16 protein-coding genes are annotated in these 18,163 nt (G+C 62.2%); 5 read left to right on the forward strand and 11 right to left on the reverse strand.

What is annotated here, in order from left to right; translation table 11 throughout:
- Positions 1–16 precede the first annotated feature (16 nt).
- The 3 genes from A0W34_RS04805 to A0W34_RS04815 all read right to left on the reverse strand — a co-directional run bounded on the left by A0W34_RS04805 (position 17) and on the right by A0W34_RS04815 (position 2,372).
- A complete protein-coding gene (locus tag A0W34_RS04805; protein ID WP_007734380.1) occupies positions 17–913 on the reverse strand; it encodes a serine hydrolase in 897 nt (298 codons plus the stop codon).
- Between the two features lie 156 nt (positions 914–1,069).
- Positions 1,070–1,705, reverse strand: a complete 636-nt coding sequence (locus tag A0W34_RS04810; RefSeq protein ID WP_081557396.1) for a ScbR family autoregulator-binding transcription factor — start codon at positions 1,703–1,705, stop codon at positions 1,070–1,072.
- Between the two features lie 238 nt (positions 1,706–1,943).
- On the reverse strand, positions 1,944–2,372 hold the full coding sequence (locus A0W34_RS04815) for an HIT family protein (RefSeq protein ID WP_064074148.1): 429 nt from the start codon (positions 2,370–2,372) through the stop codon (positions 1,944–1,946).
- An 87-nt stretch (positions 2,373–2,459) separates the two neighbouring features.
- Between A0W34_RS04815 and A0W34_RS04820 the strand changes: the two genes are divergently transcribed.
- Complete coding sequence (locus A0W34_RS04820; RefSeq protein ID WP_007734387.1) at positions 2,460–3,701, forward strand: glycosyltransferase; 1,242 nt, start codon at positions 2,460–2,462, stop codon at positions 3,699–3,701.
- Complete coding sequence (locus tag A0W34_RS04825) at positions 3,698–5,845, forward strand: glycosyltransferase family 39 protein (protein WP_081557397.1); 2,148 nt, start codon at positions 3,698–3,700, stop codon at positions 5,843–5,845. The genes A0W34_RS04820 and A0W34_RS04825 overlap by 4 nt, the downstream gene beginning before the upstream one ends.
- 85 nt (positions 5,846–5,930) lie before the next feature.
- On the opposite strand, the gene A0W34_RS04830 is transcribed toward A0W34_RS04825, so the two are convergent.
- From A0W34_RS04830 to A0W34_RS04855, 6 genes are all read right to left on the reverse strand, one after another.
- Positions 5,931–7,247, reverse strand: a complete 1,317-nt coding sequence (locus A0W34_RS04830) for an HNH endonuclease signature motif containing protein (RefSeq protein ID WP_081557398.1) — start codon at positions 7,245–7,247, stop codon at positions 5,931–5,933.
- Positions 7,248–7,317: 70 nt separating this feature from the next.
- Positions 7,318–7,965, reverse strand: a complete 648-nt coding sequence (locus tag A0W34_RS04835) for an ABC transporter ATP-binding protein (RefSeq protein ID WP_003945821.1) — start codon at positions 7,963–7,965, stop codon at positions 7,318–7,320.
- Between the two features lies 1 nt (position 7,966).
- The gene (locus A0W34_RS04840; RefSeq protein ID WP_081557399.1) at positions 7,967–8,884 is read right to left on the reverse strand and encodes an oligopeptide/dipeptide ABC transporter ATP-binding protein; all 918 of its coding nucleotides are present in this window, start codon (positions 8,882–8,884) and stop codon (positions 7,967–7,969) included.
- Positions 8,881–9,702: an ABC transporter permease gene (locus A0W34_RS04845; protein ID WP_081557400.1), complete on the reverse strand. Its 822-nt coding sequence runs from the start codon at positions 9,700–9,702 to the stop codon at positions 8,881–8,883. Before A0W34_RS04845 ends, A0W34_RS04840 begins: the two co-directional genes overlap by 4 nt.
- Positions 9,695–10,729 (reverse strand): ABC transporter permease, encoded by a 1,035-nt coding sequence (locus tag A0W34_RS04850; protein WP_081558750.1) that lies wholly within the window; start codon positions 10,727–10,729, stop codon positions 9,695–9,697. Before A0W34_RS04850 ends, A0W34_RS04845 begins: the two co-directional genes overlap by 8 nt.
- Positions 10,726–12,348 carry an ABC transporter substrate-binding protein gene (locus A0W34_RS04855; RefSeq protein ID WP_081557401.1) on the reverse strand — a complete coding sequence of 541 codons (1,623 nt, stop codon included), beginning with the start codon at positions 12,346–12,348 and terminating at the stop codon, positions 10,726–10,728. The genes A0W34_RS04850 and A0W34_RS04855 overlap by 4 nt, the downstream gene beginning before the upstream one ends.
- A 171-nt stretch (positions 12,349–12,519) precedes the next feature.
- Here A0W34_RS04855 and purD point away from each other — a divergent pair, with 171 nt between their 5' ends.
- Together purD and A0W34_RS04865 are read left to right on the forward strand one after the other, a co-directional pair.
- Entirely contained in the window at positions 12,520–13,776 is a 1,257-nt protein-coding gene (purD, locus tag A0W34_RS04860; RefSeq protein WP_007734401.1) for a phosphoribosylamine--glycine ligase, read from the forward strand.
- A gap of 242 nt (positions 13,777–14,018) precedes the next feature.
- A complete protein-coding gene (locus A0W34_RS04865; RefSeq protein ID WP_007734403.1) occupies positions 14,019–15,587 on the forward strand; it encodes a GMC oxidoreductase in 1,569 nt (522 codons plus the stop codon).
- A gap of 74 nt (positions 15,588–15,661) precedes the next feature.
- On the opposite strand, the gene A0W34_RS04870 is transcribed toward A0W34_RS04865, so the two are convergent.
- Positions 15,662–16,117: a MarR family winged helix-turn-helix transcriptional regulator gene (locus A0W34_RS04870; protein ID WP_047269576.1), complete on the reverse strand. Its 456-nt coding sequence runs from the start codon at positions 16,115–16,117 to the stop codon at positions 15,662–15,664.
- Positions 16,118–16,216: 99 nt separating this feature from the next.
- Between A0W34_RS04870 and A0W34_RS04875 the strand changes: the two genes are divergently transcribed.
- Entirely contained in the window at positions 16,217–17,299 is a 1,083-nt protein-coding gene (locus tag A0W34_RS04875; protein WP_232329983.1) for an ABC transporter substrate-binding protein, read from the forward strand.
- On the opposite strand, the gene A0W34_RS04880 is transcribed toward A0W34_RS04875, so the two are convergent.
- Positions 17,235–18,068: a phosphatase PAP2 family protein gene (locus A0W34_RS04880; RefSeq protein ID WP_232329984.1), complete on the reverse strand. Its 834-nt coding sequence runs from the start codon at positions 18,066–18,068 to the stop codon at positions 17,235–17,237. The genes A0W34_RS04875 and A0W34_RS04880 overlap by 65 nt on opposite strands.
- Positions 18,069–18,163: the final 95 nt, after the last annotated feature.

Consider the following 18,163-nt stretch of genomic DNA (forward strand, 5'->3'; position numbering starts at 1 on the left):
TGTCAGTGGGTTCGGATCAGCTGTTGTTGCGAAGTGCTTCGACAGCGATGCGGCCGACGGTTCCGATGGAGGCGTCGATCTTCGGGGCGCGGTGGGTGAGCTCGTGGGACTTGGTGAAGACACCGACGGCGTAACGCTTGCCGTCCGGGTACGCCACGACGCCGGCTTCGTTTCGTACCAGTCCCAGCGTTCCGGTCTTGGCGGCGACAGTGACCTCGTCGGGGAAACCGGACGAAAGGCGGTGCGGCCAGACCTGCTTGCTCATGATGGTTCGGACCTCTTCACAAGCCGATGCGGGGCCGGCTTCATCCCTCCAGATTGCAGCCAGCAACATTGTGATCTCACGAGGAGTACTGGAATTGGAGCGGGCGGGATCCATGACGGAAATTGTCCGAAGAATTTCGATGGGGGGCATTTCCAGCAAGGTGCCCTTGTCGACGCCGAGGTCGTCGTAGACCGTCTTGAAGAGGCCTCGGCAGTCACGGACCAAGTTGGTCTTCTCCAAACCGAGCCCGCGCAGCGTTGCGACGATGTTGTCGAGTCCGAGACGCTCGTACAAGAAATCCGTGGCGGCGTTGTCGCTGAAGCTCATCATGAGCAGAGCGAGGTCTCGCCAGCTTGCAGTCACGTCGTCGGCGCAGCCGCCGATACCGATGCCGCCGGAGCGGAACTCGGCGGTCACCGTGGCGTGCTCGGTCGGATCAAGGGTGCCTGCCGCTACTTCACGGGCGTACTGAAGCACAACAGGAATCTTGAAAACGGAGGCGAGGATGACACCTTCGTCCGCGCCGTAGCCGAACTCTTCGCCGGAATCGATGTCGCGTGCGTGGACGTAGGCATCGGTCTTCGCTTCGGCGAGTACAGCAGCGATCTCCTGCTGTGCGCTCTCAACGTACGTGGCGGTTTCGGTCATTCGAGAAGCCCTTTCGTCGGTATCCATGTATCTGGGTTATTCGTGGATCTGACGATAGTGAGTCGACGACGGGGGGTCTTGTACGAATCGACGAAGGTTGGCGCACGGTTCGGTGCTGATACGCCGAATCATCCGGGCGTCGGGGTGTTCTCCGGATCAGGACGCATAAGTTTCGAGGCGACATCCGACCAGTTCGGCGACGCCGCTGCGTCGCTTGTCGGAGACCACGCCTGCCAACAGGAGGGTGAACAATTCGTCGATACGGTCGTTCAAATCGCTTCGTCTGGTGAGCACGTTCGAAACCAGTTGAACGCCGGTGAATGCCGAGATCACTACGCGACCCACCGATTCCGGCTCCACATCGTCGCGGATGTCGCCTTCGAGCTTCGCGGCCTCGGCCAGTTTTCGAAGCTCGCGGATCCACGCGACGTACGGGCCTTGCGAACCGTCGGCAGAGGCCAACTCGAGGGTAAGTCGGATTCCCGCACGAACAATAGGTTCTGCGACGAGTTGGCGGCCCATCTCGTGGCACACCATGACGAGCTGTTCCAGTGCCGGTGCGCCTGTGGCTGCAACTGCGGTGAAGGCACTGATCGAGATCTGGTGCTGTTCTTCGATCACCGCCTGAGCCAGTTCGTCTTTGGACGAGAAGTGAAAATAGACCGCGCCCTTGGTCATCTGCGCCGCGGACACGATGTCATTCATGCTCGTGCTGCCGTACCCCGTGACTTCGAACCGATCAGCAGCACCTTGAAGAATCTGTCGGCGACTGATCTTGGCACGTTCCTGCATTGCTCCCTTGTCCTCCGACTGTTAACACGTGAACCAGTTTTAGGGCCCTAGGTCCCGGACCAGCGACCCACGGTAGCAGCGAATCTCGTGCTCGCGCGACAGCGCGAAACGGACTGTTCGGTGTGCAATCGCAGGTCACGGTCGGTAGGAGCGACAAATGCGACCGCCGCAACCTCCGTTGGAGGCTGCGGCGGGGAGTCCAGTTATCGGCCAGCGAAATTCGGTCGAAGGTATGCGATCAACGAGTCGAGACAGTTGCCTCGAAGCCGAGGTCGCGTAGCGCCGACTTGAGTTTGGTCTGTGCCTCGTCGAGAGATTCGGGTGACGGCGAGGTGTCGGCGCCACTGATGTCGAAGTTCCCCATGTCGTATGCGGGGAAAACATGAACGTGAAGATGCGGAACTTCCAGACCTGCGATGAGGAGACCCGCCCGAGGCGCGTCGAACGCCTTCCGCACGGCTTGGCCGAGGTTGCGGGCAACAGCGGTGACCTTGGCAAAGAGTTCAGGATCCACGTCCTGCCACTGATCGACCTCGGCTCGCGGAACCACAAGCACGTGGCCCTGCGTTACCGGCGCGATGGTCAAGAACGCGACGACGTCCTCGTCCTCCCACACGAAACGTCCTGGTAGATCCCCGTTGATGATGGCACTGAAGACTGAAGGCATACCCCGAGATTAGCCCGCGTCCGGTTGCCAGGAAACTCCCAGGCTGGACGCAGGTTCGTCGGAGCCGGCCCGACAAATCTAGGACGCATGACGACAGAAGCCATGCAGACCGCGGGCAGCACGGACGCAGAGGAGGTCTCCGCGACGACTGTAGTGCTGGACGTGGTCGTCCCGGTATACAACGAAGAGGCAGGCCTCGAGACGTGCGTGCGGCGCCTGCGCCGGCATTTACGCACGCAGGTGCCATTCTCTGCACGAATTACCATCGCGGACAACGCCAGTGTCGACGGCACGTTGGCACTCGCACGTTCCCTCGCCGAAGAATTCGACGACGTCCGGGTCGTCCACCTGGATGCGAAGGGTCGTGGTCGAGCACTGCGGCAGGTATGGAGCGACTCCGATGCCGACGTGGTCGCGTACATGGACGTCGACCTCTCGACCGACCTCAACGCCCTGATGCCGTTGATTGCTCCGTTGCTCTCCGGACACTCGGACATCGCCATCGGTTCCCGGCTGGCACGATCGTCCCGCGTGGTGCGCGGCCCCAAGCGTGAGTTCATCTCACGTAGCTACAACCTCATCCTCCGAAGCGCACTGCATGCTCGCTTCTCCGACGCCCAGTGCGGATTCAAAGCCATGCGCGTCGATGTTGCACGGCAACTACTTCCGCTGGTGGAGGACACCGGGTGGTTCTTCGATACCGAATTGCTGGTGCTGGCCGAGCGAGCGGGCATGCGGATTCACGAGGTCCCTGTCGACTGGGTGGACGACCCGGACAGTCGGGTGGACATCATTGCCACGGCAGTTGCCGACCTCAAAGGTGTGGTCCGTGTCGGGCGAGCACTGTCTACCGGTTCCCTTCCATTGGCCGAGCTCAGGGCAAGTTTCGGACGTGAACCGTTGGTTCCCGGAGTTCCACGAGGAATGGTCGGGCAGCTCTCACGCTTTGCCGTGGTGGGAGTCATTTCGACGCTCGCGTACGCGCTGCTCTACCTCGCTCTGCACTCGATCATGGGTGCGCAGTGGGCCAACGCCGTCGCATTGCTGGTGACCGCGGTATTCAACACCGCCGCCAACCGGGCCTTCACCTTCGGGATCCGAGGGTCGGAAGGATCCGCTCGTCACCAGATGCAGGGCCTGCTCGTGTTCGGGTTCGGTCTTCTGCTCACCAGCGGATCGTTGTTCGTGCTCGACGTCATGGCGCCCGATGCTTCCAAGCACGTGGAGCTTGCCGTACTCGTCATCGCCAATCTTGTTGCCACAGTCAGTCGATTCATCGCACTGCGCTGGGTGTTTCGCACCGCACAATCCGTAGGAGCCAATCGATGACCGCCACTGCAGAGACACTCGCCGCGCCGCTGCCAGCGCCGGAACCGCAACGTCAGGTGCGCTGGGAACCGTGGGCACTGGGAGTGTTGTTGGTGGGCACCGGAGTCGCCTACATCTGGGGCCTGGGTGCATCCGGATGGGCCAACTCGTTCTATGCCGCTGCGGTACAGGCAGGTTCGGTGTCGTGGAAGGCTTTCTTCTTCGGCTCCTCGGACGCTGCAAACTCGATCACCGTCGACAAGCCGCCCATGTCCCTGTGGTTGATGTCGCTGTCGGTTCGCATCTTCGGACTCAATTCCTGGGCGATGTTGGTGCCGCAGGCACTCCTCGGGGTCGGATCGGTTGCACTGTTGTGGGGAACGGTTCGACGGTATTTCGGTGCGGCCGCCGGCCTCCTCGCGGGCCTGGTACTTGCGCTCACACCCGTAGCGGCGCTGATGTTCCGGTTCAACAACCCCGATGCTCTGCTGGTGCTCCTGATGATCTCAGCAGTGTGGGCGATGATGCGCGCCGTGCAGGACGGCCGCACCCGCTGGCTCGTGCTGGTCGGTATCTTCTGCGGATTCGGTTTCCTGACAAAGCAATTACAGGTCATGTTGGTGGTTCCACCGCTGGCGCTCACCTATCTGATCGCCGGACCGCCGAAACTGGGTAAGCGCGTACTCCAACTGTTCGCGGCACTGGGCGGACTGATCGTCTCCGCCGGATGGTGGTTGGCAATCGTCGAACTGTGGCCGGCCGACTCGCGTCCGTGGATCGGTGGTTCACAGAACAATTCGATTCTCGAACTGACGCTCGGCTACAACGGGCTCGGGCGCTTGAGCGGCAACGAGACCGGAAGCGTCGGCGGCGGCGGAATGCGCGGTGCTGGTGATGCTGCGGCCGGCGCTGCTGCGGGCGGTTTCCCCGGTATGGGCGAGGCCGCAGGTGGTATGGCAGGGGGAGGTATGGCACCAGGTGGTGGGGCCGGCGGTGGTATGTGGGGGAGTACCGGCATTACCCGACTGTTCGAATCGGCCCAGGGCGGACAGATCGCCTGGTTGATTCCTGCTGCGCTGATACTTCTGGTGGCTGGAATCGTGCTGCGAGGCAGGGCACCCCGCGCTGATACACAGCGCGCGTCATTCATCGTCTGGGGACTGTGGCTGTTGGTGACCGGACTGACCTTCAGTTTCATGGCGGGAATCTTCCACGCCTACTACACCGTTGCGCTGGCGCCGGCGATCGCCGCGCTGATCGGTTCAGGATCGGTAGTGGCGTGGCGTCATCGTGACGTCCTCTGGGTTCGCATCATTCTGGCGGTGTCCTTGGCCGCAACCGTCGCGATGGCGTGGGTACTGCTCGGACGCTCGCCTTCGTTCGTACCGTGGCTTCGCTGGACCATTCTGGTGGTCGGCATCGTCAGCGCCGTGGCAGTGCTGATTCCGGCAGTGACGCGGGGTCGATTGGCTGTGGCAGTGATTCTCGCAGCGATCTTCACCGGTCTGGCAGGTCCGACTGCATACGCGATCGACACGATCAACACTCCGCATACCGGTTCCATAGTTTCGGCCGGACCGAGCGTCGAAGGTGGAATGGGCGGGCCCGGCGGTGGCCGCGGAGGCTTCGGTGGATTCGGTGGCACGGCCGATGGCGGTAACCGTCGGACTGACGGGGCTGGGACCGGAATGCCGGGCATGCCCCCTGCAGGAATGGGTCAGATACCCGGTGGTGCAACAGTTCCGGGCGGTACCACGCCGACCACCGACGGAACGCGAGGCGCAATGGGAGGCGGTGCCGGTGGTCTACTGCAGGGCAGCACGCCGGGAGCCGCTGTTGTGTCCACACTCGAAGAGAACTCCGACCAGTTCACGTGGGTAGCCGCGGCAATCGGGTCCAACAGCGCCTCGGGTTATCAGCTTGCGACGCAGTCACCAGTCATGGCTATCGGAGGGTTCAACGGGAGCGATCCGTCGCCGACGCTCGCGCAGTTCCAGCAGTACGTGGCAGAGGGCAAGATTCACTTCTTCATCGCCGGCGGTGGGATGGGTGGCGGTATGAACGCCGAAGGCACCGCTACCGCTATCTCGACGTGGGTGACCGAAAACTTCACCGCCACAACGGTGGACGGAGTAACCCTCTACGACTTGACGGTTGCAGGCTGACCAACAGGAACGCACGCCAGGTCCGCATCGGAGGTGCTTCCTCCGATGCGGACCTGGCGTGAAGTTGTATGCCTGAGGTTCGTCCTCAGGTTTTGAAGGTGGTGTTCGCCGGTCGCGGGTGCTGCTGCGGGTCGATCGAGGGTGGTGGGATGAACCACGGTTTGTTGTCGACACCGATCCGAATCGCCCATTTCCCGACGAACCCGGATTTTCGGTGCATCAATCGATGATGTGAACGGCACAGCAGGACCAGGTTGTTCATCACCGTCGGGCCACCGTTGGCCCAGTGCTTAATGTGGTGCGCATCGGTCCAGGCGGGTACGCATGTGCAGCCGGGGAAGGCGCAGCCTCTGTCTCGGGCGATCAACGCCACCCGTTGTTCGGCGGTCACCAACCGTTTCCCGGGTTTCGCATCCAAGGGCGCGCCGTGATCGTCGAGCAGAACGGTCGACAGGAAACAATCACACCCGAGAAGCCTGGTCTGCGACACCGAGAGTGGCCCGAGCCAGGGCATGTGCCCGACATCAAGATCCGACAAGTCCAGATCGGGTGAGCCTTCGTCGTCCACATCAGAAGGCGACGCGGCGCAGTCCCGATGCTCAGCCAGATCCCGAGCATTGATGTGCACGTTCACATGCGGACGCTGACCACCATCGGTACCGGTCTTGGCGCAATCGAGATAGCGGCGAATCAGTTCGGTGAACCCGTCGGCAGTCCGTTTCGCTGCCGACCGGGCGTCGGGGGTTCCGTCCGGTGCCGGGGTGGGCATCGTCAGATTCGACAGGGCCGAGAGCAGCATTTCGCCCGTGAGGGCATCGAAATCCCCACCCACCACCACCCGACCGTTCAATGTCGACGCGATCCGCAACTCGTTCCGGTCGACGTCTTCGGCGGGTGGAATCTCATCCGATTCGAACAACCGCTCCAAGGTCGCGATCACGTTCCGCACTTTTGTCGTCGTCGCCTCAACTCCGGAAGCAGCCGCAAGCAGTAGGTCGATACAGCGAGGGAGCGCGGCGTCTGGCATGCCCTTCGGTGGTGACTCGCAGAACGCCACGATCAACACGGCATGCTCGAACGAGCAGTCCCCGCAATCGAACCGAGCAGCCACCGCCGGAAACGGCCGCAAAGCTGCACCCAGGGCGGCGATCTTCTTCCCGTCCCGAACCTGCAGCATCGTGTTGGCCGCCAACCAGGACCCCACACCGCGGCTCGCAATCACCTGATCATCCGGGCGCAACGAGAGTTCGTCGACCACGGCCACTCGAACGGCTTCCAGGCGCAGAATCTCCGCGCTCGCCTCGACAGCAGCAGCGCGCAACTCGGCAGCAGTCAACTGCCACAACCGTCCGCGTAACCCCACCGCAGAACCAGACACCACGTCCGACAGACAAACACTCATTGAATCCCCCGATCCCCTGCCCAAATCATACTCGAACATACGTTCGGGTCAAGGGTCGATTTCGCAGGGGCTAAGCGCTGATACTGTCGAGGTCGTGGACCACGTCGCAGCAGGCGCCGAGTAATTCGCGATCATGGCTGATGAGTAATACACCGACGCCGGTTTCGGCGGCGCGACTCTCGATCAACCGAATGAGCGCGGCCGTCGTGGCGGCGTCGAGCATCGCCGTCGCCTCGTCACAGATGAGGTATTTCGGTTGTTGCGCCAGCGATCTCGCCAGGCAGGCGCGCTGTAGTTGGCCGTCGCTCACCTGGTGTGGTCTGCGCGACAAGAGATCGGGAGTGAGGCCCACTTCTGCTGCCAGCGCGGCCACATCGATTGACCTACTGGCAATGTCACCGGGTTGGCCGATGATCGAGGCGAGCGTCTGCCGAGGGTCGGTCGATGCGCGAGGTGACTGAAACAGCATGGACACCGTGCCGCGTAGTGCCGCGGGTACCGAGAATTTGGTACCCACAACGGGTGATCCGTCGATCCGCACTTCGCCTGACCACGGTGCATCCAGCGAAGCGAGAATCCTTGCAAGTGTTGATTTTCCGGTGCCCGAAGGCCCGGTCAGGCCGATCAGCTTTCCCGACGGAATCTCGAGCGAGACGTTCTCGAGAACTGGCCGGTTGCGACGGTAACCGCTGGTGATTCCCAGAGCTTGCAGACTCATGTCAGCCCACCTTCCGCAGCGTTCGGTACGTGCGGTCACCCAATGTGACGAGTTCGGTCGGGCCACCGGATTGTTTCGACTCCGGGCGTCGTAGGTGATAGACGCACTCCTCGGGGAGATCGGTGAGTTGCGGTGGCGATCCCGGCATGGGAGTCAAACCTCTGGAAGGTAAGGCGCCGAGAAGGTCTCGGGTGTAATCGTGAAGCGGATCTTGGAACACCAGCGCGGCCGGACCGGTCTCCATGATGCGTGATGCGTACATGACGGCAAGTCGATCCGCGACACCGCTGCGGGTGAGGGATGCCAGGTCATGGGTGATGAGCAGGACCGCCGCTCCGGCGTCCGCGCACTCTCGAAGTAATCCCATGACGTGGTCGGTGAGTTCGCGGTCGAGGTTGGCGGTGGGTTCGTCTGCGACGATCACCGACGGATTCCCGGCCAGCGCACCGGCAATGGCCACGCGTTGCGCCATGCCGCCCGACAGTTCGTGCGGGTAGCAGTCCAGGGCCGACGGTTCGAGTCCGACGCGAAGTGCCAAGGCATCGCAAGTGTGATCGCTGCCGAGTGCGTCGATCGTCTCCTGTAGCTGCGATCGCGCAGTGCGGACGGGGGTGAGATGTGTTGCGGCGGATTGTGGAACGAGAGCCACGTGCCGCCCACGGAACGCGGCGCCGGAGAAGACGTCGATCTCGAGGTCCGGTGTTCCGACGGTGACCGTTCCGGTTCGAGAAGCATTCGGCGGCAACATGTTCATGACCGAGGTGGCGATGATCGACTTGCCACACCCCGATTCCCCGACAAGTGCGGTCACCGTGCCGGCTTGAACGTCGAGGTCGATGTCGCTCGCAGCGTGAACTACCGATCCTCCGAGTAGAGGGATCCTGACGGTGAGAGATTCGATGCGCAGGCCGTGGTTCACAGTCGCAACTCCGAAGGTCGAGGGGGCGTGAGCATCGACCGCAGGGCCGAACCGGCGACGGCAACTGCGACGGTGGCGATCACGAGAACTGTGGCGGGGAATACCAGCGTCCACCAACCGCCGAAGAGCAGAGAACTGCGTGCCTCTTCGAGAAGCGTCCCGAGACTGGGCTTGTGCGGGGGAAGGCCGAATCCCAGGAAGGACAACGTCGATTCGTGCCAGACGGCGTGGGGCAGCAGGAGAACGACTGCGATCAAAGCCTGTGGCGCCGTCGCCGGCACGAGGTGGCGCATGATCACGTGACGTCGACTGGCTCCCGCGAGAATGGCGGCGTCGATGTAGGGACGCTCGCGCAGACTCAAGATCTCGGAGCGGATGATCCGGGCCACTTGGGTCCAGTGGGTCAGTGCGATCGAAAGCACGATGGCGGCAATGCTTCCACGGAACATCGCGACGATGACGATGCCGAGCAACAGGTGGGGGAGTGCGTTGACGGCATCGGTGCCGCGCATGACGAACCTGTCCACCCAGCCGCCGACCAGTCCGGCCGTAGTGCCAACGGCGACGCCGATCACCGTGGCGAGCAGCGCGCAGGCGAGTGCGATCAGAAGTGAGGTTCTGATGCCTGCAGCTATGCGCACGAATAGATCTCGGCCCGCCGAGTCCGTTCCGAAGGGGTGATCGAACGACGGAGCCAGGCGAGCCGCCGAGAAGTCTGTGACTCGGTCGTCGACGTCGGCCAACCATGGGACCAACGCCGCGTACAGCGCCACGAGGATCAGCACGCCGAGGGCGATCTTGAAGCGTCGTTCAGCCATCGGTACTCACTCTCGGGTCGAGTACTGCAACGAGGACGTCGGCAAGCAGTGAGCCGAGCATGACCGTCAATGTCGTACCGACGGTGAGGAACGCGAGCAGTGCCATGTCGAGGTCACGGGCTGACGAGACGATGGCGCCGGCGATCCCTGGCCAACTGAAGACCTCTTCCACCAGCACTGCCCCGACTATCAGCTCGGGCAGTCGCACGCCGACGATGTTGACGAAAGGCGCCAGTGAGGTCGGCAGTATGTGGCGTTTCGTGATGGTCGGCGTCGGGATTCCGCGTGCTACGGCGCCCGCGACAAATCCCTCACTTTTCGAACCCACGACGGATTCTCGGACCGCGAGTAGGAGCCACGGCATCTGCGAGATGGAGAGGACCGTCACCGGTAGGACCAAGTGCCGGATCACCTGTCCCGGTGTAGGATCGGCACCCCCGTCGGTCAACCCGGCGACGGGGAGCCAGCCGAGAGTCAACGCGAAGAGCGCGATGGCACCCAGCGACAAGACAAACGGCGGAAGTCCTTGGACCACGACGCTCAGCCCGGACACGGTCTTGTCCAAGAATCCTCCACTGCGGATTCCGGCGAGAACACCGAGTGTCAGCGAGGCGAGAATCGCGATGAGGAGTGAGATACCGACCAGCAGCAGGGTCCATGGCAGACGCTCGGAGATAACTTGGGAAACAGGCTGATTGAACGATCTGGAGATCCCGAGATCACCGGTGAACACGCCCTGGAGCCAATTCCAGTACGTGCTGTACCAGGGGTTGTCGAAACCCATCTGATCGGCGATCAACGCTTTGTCCGCGTCGCTGGTCGTCATGTATCGCGTGCCCAGGTAGCCGACAAGTGGATCGAACGGTGAGATCGCGGCGGCGGCAAAGAGTCCCGCGGACACCACGGCGATCACCGGCACGATGAACAACGCCCGCCGACCGACCATCGTGAGGATGGCCTTTCGGCGGGAGTTGCCACGGTGGTCGAGCGATTGCCGCACGTCTACCCGAACGTCGACAGCTGTCATTGCCCTCTGGCCCACGTCTGCAGTGACCACCACGGGCCCCAGGTCACACCGTGTGAGTGTGGCTCGAGTACAGGTCCGGACATCTGCCAGTCGGAATCCTTCGAAACGTACGTATGGTCGAGGAATACGAGGATGACAAATCCGGGATCCTCGACGTACGCCTGCTGCACGTCGCGATACGCGGCGTCACGCGTTGCCTGATCCAGGCTGCGGCGTCCTACTTCCAGGCCTGCGTCGACTGCTGGATTGGAGTAGTCGCTGGCGTTGTCGTAGATGCTGCCGACCCCGGGCGCTATGTACTTCGAGTTCAGCGCGTCGTACGCCTGCGTGTCTGGATCGAAAGGTTCGTCTCCACCACCGAGAAGCGTCGAATCCTGGTTGATTCGAGGGTCTATGCGGTCCCAGGAGAGCGCTTCGAGATCCACCTCGATGCCGACAGCGAGAGCATCGGAGGCAAATGCCTGAGCGAGATCACGTCGAACGGTGTCGACGGAGTTGTACATGATCGTGAACTGCGCCCGCTGACCGTCTTTCGAACGGATTCCGTCGGCACCTTCGATCCAGCCCGCTTCGGTGAGAATTCGCTCGGCCTCGGCCGGGTCGTAGGCGAAGGTTGCGTTCGGGTTGTACGAATCGCCGTAGACCTCGGGGATCGGAGTGGCGGCGACGCGGCCGTGTCCGCCCAGGACGTTGTCGATCATCGACTGGCGATCGGCGGCTAGGTTGAGCGCCATCCGTACGGCTTTGTCGCCTGCCACGGGATTGTTCGTCGGAAGTGAGAGACCGCGCCAGTCCGCTGACTGATGGGCAGTCACCGACATGTTGTCTTTGCCCGAGAACGTATTGGCAAGCAGTGGAGGGAGATTGGTTCCGTCGATCTCGCCGGACACCATACGTTGGGCGCGGGTGTTGTCGTCCGGAACGTAGAGGAGAGTGAGCTTCTTGATCTCCGGTGCACCGTCCCAGTAGTTCTCGTTCGCCTCGAAGACCGCTCGATCCGGTGAGAGATCGACGAGTGTGTACGGACCCGTACCGACAGGCGCGGTGTTCAACGGCGATTCGGCGGCCAGTCCGGGTGTCGCGAGGGACTCCGACGGAACCATGCCGATCAGCATCTTCGTCAGCAGGGGCGCATACGAGTAGGCGAGACGAAACTCGACTGTGCTGTCGTCGACGGCCACGACGTCGCTGATCATGTCGTACGACGACCGCGCTTCCGAGGCGGAAGCCGGATCGAGGATCGTCTTGTACGTGGCAACCACGTCGTCGGCGTCGAAGGTCGACCCGTCGGAGAAGGTGACCCCGTCGCGGAGTTTGACCGTCCAGACCGTCGCGTCGGCGTTGGCAGTGGGCATCTCCGCGGCCAGAGACGGCTCGAAGCCCGGCATGCCGGTCCCTCCGGTGAGTCGGACGAGGCCGTCGTACATCTTGGCCTCACCGGCAGCGCCGAAGCCTGCGACCGGGTTGTAGCCGCCCAGCTCGTAGCCGTCGGCCAAGACCAGGCCGTCGTTGTTGCCCGAGGAGTCGGTGCCAGTCGGGCTACTGCACGACGTGATCAGAAGTGCGCCGATTGCGGCGGTTGCGGTGAGCGTCAGAACGCCTGGTTTGTGGAGTTTCACGGGTGTCCTTTCCTTGGTGGACAGGTGTACGAAAACATCTGTTCACCTATTCAGGTATTCATATGATCTCATCTCGAAACGGATATTTCGCACAAAGGCCGAACGCTGGGACCTTGGCCCCGCCAGTGGCACTCCGAGAGCCCTGTTATCGCAGGCCGTAGTCTGTTCACCGTGCGCGTACTAGTAATCGGCTCCGGAGCCCGTGAACATGCCCTCCTTCTCTCTCTTGCTCGCGATCCAGGTGTCACGGCCCTGATCTGCGCGCCTGGCAATGCCGGGATCGCAAAAATCGCCGAGCAGCACCCCATCGACGTCGCTTCGGGTGACGCGGTTACCGCGCTGGCCCAGAAGGTCGAAGCCGACCTCGTCGTCATCGGACCCGAGGTTCCGCTGGTCCTCGGTGTCGCAGACGCGGTGCGCGCAGCAGGTATCGCCTGCTTCGGGCCTTCGGCCGACGCCGCCCGCATCGAGGGATCGAAGGCTTTCGCCAAGGACGTGATGGCTGTCGCCGGCGTCAAGACCGCTCACAGCGAGATCGTCGACAATCCGGCCAAGCTCGACGAAGCACTCGACCGCTTCGGTCCCAACTGGGTGGTCAAGGACGACGGATTGGCCGCGGGTAAGGGCGTAGTCGTCACGACGGATCGTCTCGCCGCGCGCGATCATGCCGCAGAACTGCTCGAGACCGGACACCCGGTTCTCCTCGAGTCCTTCCTCGACGGTCCGGAAGTTTCGCTCTTCTGCCTCGTCGACGGCGAAACCGTGATCCCGCTGCTCCCGGCTCAGGACCACAAGCGAGTAGGCGACGGAGACTCCGGACCCAACACCGGCGGCATGGGCGCGTACACCCCGTTGCCGTGGCTGCCCGACGAGATGGTCACGCAGATCGTCGACGACGTCGTCAAGCCTGTCGCTGCCGAGTTGGTCGCGCGCGGTAGCAGTTTCTCCGGCCTTCTCTACGCCGGTCTGGCGATCGGTGTCGACGGCCCGGCCGTCGTCGAATTCAACTGCCGGTTCGGTGACCCCGAAACCCAGGCCGTGCTTGCTCTCCTCGAAACGCCGCTGGGCGGTCTACTCAATGCGGCCTCGACCGGAACACTCGATTCGGTCGGTCCGTTGCAGTGGCGCGACGGTTCCGCTGTCACGGTCGTGATTGCCGCGGAGAACTACCCGTCAACCCCACGCACCGGCGACGTGATCACCGGAGCCGACGCCGACGGAGTCCTGCACGCCGGTACCAAGAAGCGTGAAGACGGTGCCGTCGTCTCGGCCGGCGGGCGTGTGCTGAGTGTTGTCGGAGTGGGCAAGGATCTGACCGAAGCTCGCGACGACGCCTACGCAAAGATCGCCGACGTCAAGCTTCCCGGCGGTCATTTCCGCAAGGACATCGGACTCGGCGCCGTCGAAGGTCGCATCTCAATTCCCTGACTCGTTCTTTCGGAGGGCCGGTGAACTTTCTGTTCATCGGCCCTTTTCATGGAAAATCAACGGTTCCTCGAAGTTACCCACGAGTATGGACTTCTCGTTCGGTCTCTCCCGGTATATCTCAGCGCGGGGGTCACGGAAAGAGAAGGGCACACTTGAGCATTCGCGCTGGATCCAACGAACGGCACGCACGTACCAATTCCACGCTCTCGCGTAGGAACTTCTTGGCAGCAACAGGATTAGCTGTGGGGGCCGCCGCACTCTCGTCCTCGTGGACCACGGCGGCCGCTGCGCCCAGGCGAGCATTGAACGACGGAGACCGTGTCCCCGCGCTCGTGATCGGCAGTGGATACGGCGGTGCCGTTGCGGCACTTCGCCTGACACAGGCCGGTATCGACACGCACATGGTCGAGATGGGGAAGTCGTGGACCACACCAGGGTCCGACGGCAAGATCTTCTGCCCGATGCTCTCGCCCGACGGTCGGTCCTTCTGGCTCAGAGACCGTACAGTTCAACCGGTTTCACACTTCTCCGGCGGCTCGGTGGACAAGAACATCAGCCGCTACGTCGGTGTTCTCGACGCCGAGGACTTCGGCGGGATCAAGGTCTACCAGGGCCGAGGGGTCGGCGGTGGGTCGCTGGTCAACGGCGGTATGGCCGTCACACCCAAGCGTAACTATTTCGAAGAGATCCTGCCCGGTGTCGATTCCAACGAGATGTACTCGACGTATTTCCCGCGCGCGAACGCTGCGCTCGGAGTCAACAACATCGACCCGGCCTGGTTCGAATCGACCGAGTACTACAAGTTCGCGCGGACGGGGCGAAAGACCGCTGAGAGATCCGGTTACACAACAACGTTCGTGCCGAATGTCTACGACTTCAATTACATGAAGCAAGAAGCTGCCGGCCAGGTCACCAAGTCTGCTCTGGTCAGTGAGGTCATCTACGGCAACAATGCCGGAAAGAAATCTCTGGACAAGACGTACCTTGCTGCGGCATCCGCCACCGGCAAGCTCACCATTTCAGCTCTGCACGTCGTGACCTCGGTTGCCCCGGCCGCGACCGGCGGCGGCTATCAAGTGGTGATGAACCAGATCAACGAGCAGGGCAATACTGTCGGCACCAAGACAGTGACGGCGGACAAGGTCTTCTTCGCGGCCGGCAGTATCGGGACCAGCAAGCTCCTGGTCGCGATGAAAGCGCAAGGGCAGCTGGCGAATTTGCCGGGTGCAGTTGGACAGGAATGGGGTCACAACGGCAACGTGATGGTGGGCCGCGCCAATCACATGTGGGACGCCACCGGTGCGAAGCAGTCGGCGATCCCCGTGATGGGTATCGACAACTGGGCCGACACATCCGCTCCCGTCTTTGCGGAAATCGCACCCTTCCCGGCCGGTACCGAACTGTGGGTCAGCCTGTACTTGGCGATTGCCAAGAATCCGCAACGTGCTCAGTTCCAATTCAACTCGGCAACAGGCAAAGTCGGATTGAACTGGCAGCGCTCGCAGAACCAGCCGTCGATCGACATGGCGAAGAAGCTCTTCGACAAGATCAACAAGAAGGAAGGCACGATCTACCGGACCGACCTCTTCGGCCCGACGCAGACGTGGGGCGATCAGTTGACGTACCACCCCCTCGGCGGTTGTGTGCTCGGCAAGGCGACCGACGGCTACGGTCGTCTGCCGGAGTACCCGGGTCTGTACGTCATGGACGGATCCCTCGTACCGGGCAATGTGGGAGTCAATCCGTTCGTCACCATCACCGCTCTGGCCGAACGGAATATCGAGAACATCATTGCGAACGACATGAACTAGGGCGGTAACTCGTCAGCAGGTGCGGTGCGGTGCGGCAGGTGCTGCACCGCACCGCTTCTGTGTGTCCCGGAGTGTCACCGCGGTGCGTGATCTCGCAATGATCGATTGACCCGGTCGAGGATGTCGATGGCAGCGGACAATGTGTCGAGGTCGCCCTCGTCGAGGGACGCCAATTCTTCGGCGAGAACGCCGATGCGTAGTTCGGATCGACGGTCTCGTCGCGCGCTTCGCTCGTCCTTCACGAAAAGTGTGCTCACTCGGCCGTCCGTGGGATCGGGCCGTCGCTCGATCAGATCTTTGTCGGAGAGTGTGCGCACCAGTGTGCTGACGGTGTTCGGGCGTCTGGAGAGACGGTCGGCGACAGCCCCGATGCGAGTGCCCGGGTGTTGTGCGACATCGTGAAGTACTTCGGATTGTGCCTCGGGCAAAGTCGCGTCGGTGCCTGACGTAGCCATGTATTCCCGCAGCGCTCGACGCAATTCGAACGCCGCAGCGATGAGTGATCTCGATGCTTCTTCCGCGGTGGGCACGTGATCAGAGTAGCGATCGACCCCGTGTGATCCACGCCCTGGAACTGTATCTGACACAGATATAGTTTACAGTTCTTCAAAGGGTAGGGTCACCTAACCATGACGGAAGATGAAGCTGTCATGCTTCACGACGTACGGGACACGATCATGAATTTTCGAAAGAAGTCACGCAGTGTAATGCTGATCGGCGCACTGACATTGGTGGCAGCTCTCAGTGGCTGCTCGAGCGAGGACGCGTCGCCCACAGATGCCGAGATCAGTGCGTCAGCTCCGGCGGACTCTGCGTTTGTCGCTCCGCGAGAAGTCCCGGTTGGAATGGGGAGCGGAAAGTCGGACGGCGAGTTCCCTCGTACCGTCTCACACTTCAAAGGGGACACCACGATCGAATCGCAGCCCGAAAAGGTTGTCGTCATCTCGACCGGGCAAGCAGATGCACTCCTGTCGCTCGGTGTCGTGCCCGCAGGTTCGACGCGTGGTGACGGTGCGGACCTGGTGCCTCCGTACTTGTTGTCTGCGTACCCCGAATTCCGTACTCAGCTAAGTGATGTCGTTGACGCAGGTGGACGCTTCACACCGAATTTCGAAGCGATCGTCACGCTCGATCCTGACCTGATCTTGATGAATGTTGCAGGAAAGGACGCTGATTCGCTGTACGACCAGCTTTCCGCCATCGCACCCACGGTGGCAACACAGGGAACCGGCGTCTACTGGAAGCAGGACTTCCTGCTGGTTGCCGACGGGGTAGGTAAGACGCAGCAGGCGGCGGCACTGCTGGATACCTTCAATACCGATGCCGCGGCCCTCGGTGCTTCCCTCTCGTCGCCGCCGACGGTGTCGTTCACGCGCCAGAACGGAAATCGTCTGCGCATCTTCGGTATTCCTTCGTTCACCGGCAGTATCGCCGAGGATGCCGGCTTGACCCGTCCGCAGTCGCAGCAGTTCGACGACACTTCCCGAGACATCAGTGAAGAAGAGTTGAACGTGGCGGACGCCGACTGGATCTTCTACGGCGTGCAGGGCGGGGACCCGGCGACATTGACGAACGCGCCGTTGTGGGCGCAGTTACGTGGTGTGGTCGCCAACCAAACCGTCGCTGTTGACGACGACGTCTTCTACCTCAATACCGGGCCGACTGCGGCTCGTGAAGTGCTGAAGGTTCTGCAGAGCGCATTGCAGCAGTAGTCGATTCAGCTTGGTTGTGAGTGCCGACGAATCGGAAGAGGGCTCCACCCACCGTGACGGCAAGCGTCGCGAGAATGGCTCCGGCGATGACGTCGGTGAGCCAGTGCGCACCCAAGTAGAGGCGAGTCAGCGCGACGACGACGGTGACCGTCACGGCGAGGAGCATCAGAAGGCGTTTGACGGCCGCTGTTCGGTCGACGCTCACAACGAGAACGGCAATGCCGAACAGCGCTGCTGTGCCCGTCACGTGACCGGAGGGGAACGAGTGGCCGGTCTCGAGAAGAACCTGGATGTTGGTCGGCGGACGTTCGCGACCGACGAGCGCTTTGATTACCGTGCTGGCGACCGCCGCCCCGCCAACGGTTCCGATCACGATCAAGCCCGGAACGACCGAACGCGCTCGCCATGAGATGAGCACTCCGCAGGTGATCCCGAGTAGCGCGGTGGCGACAGGGCTACCGAGATCTGTGACGGCGACCGCGATCTGGTTCAGGGCGCCGCTCCGATGATCGACCATCCAGTCGGTCACCGGCCCGTCGAAGCTCGTCAACCACCCGCTTCCATACACCTGGATCGACAGCGTCACCAGTGCAAGCACGAGTCCGCACGTGCGAAGGGCTGTAGACCGAACGCTGGAAGCTCGGTAGATCGAACCGAACGCGCACAGAGCTGCGGCCGCCACGATTGCGGCAACCGCGATCTCTGCGGTGGTGCTCTCGGTCAGGACTTCGGTGACCACGTTTCGCACGGTCGACACAGTTGCAGGCATGAATGCAGTGTGACGAGCCGAAGCTGAAGAAACGCTGAACGGAACTCGGCTCTGGGTCTACCGTCTGCTCTACTGGGTGCATCCGAACAACTGCG

The organism is Rhodococcus sp. BH4 (assembly GCF_002079265.1).
Lineage (GTDB): Bacteria > Actinomycetota > Actinomycetes > Mycobacteriales > Mycobacteriaceae > Rhodococcus_F > Rhodococcus_F qingshengii.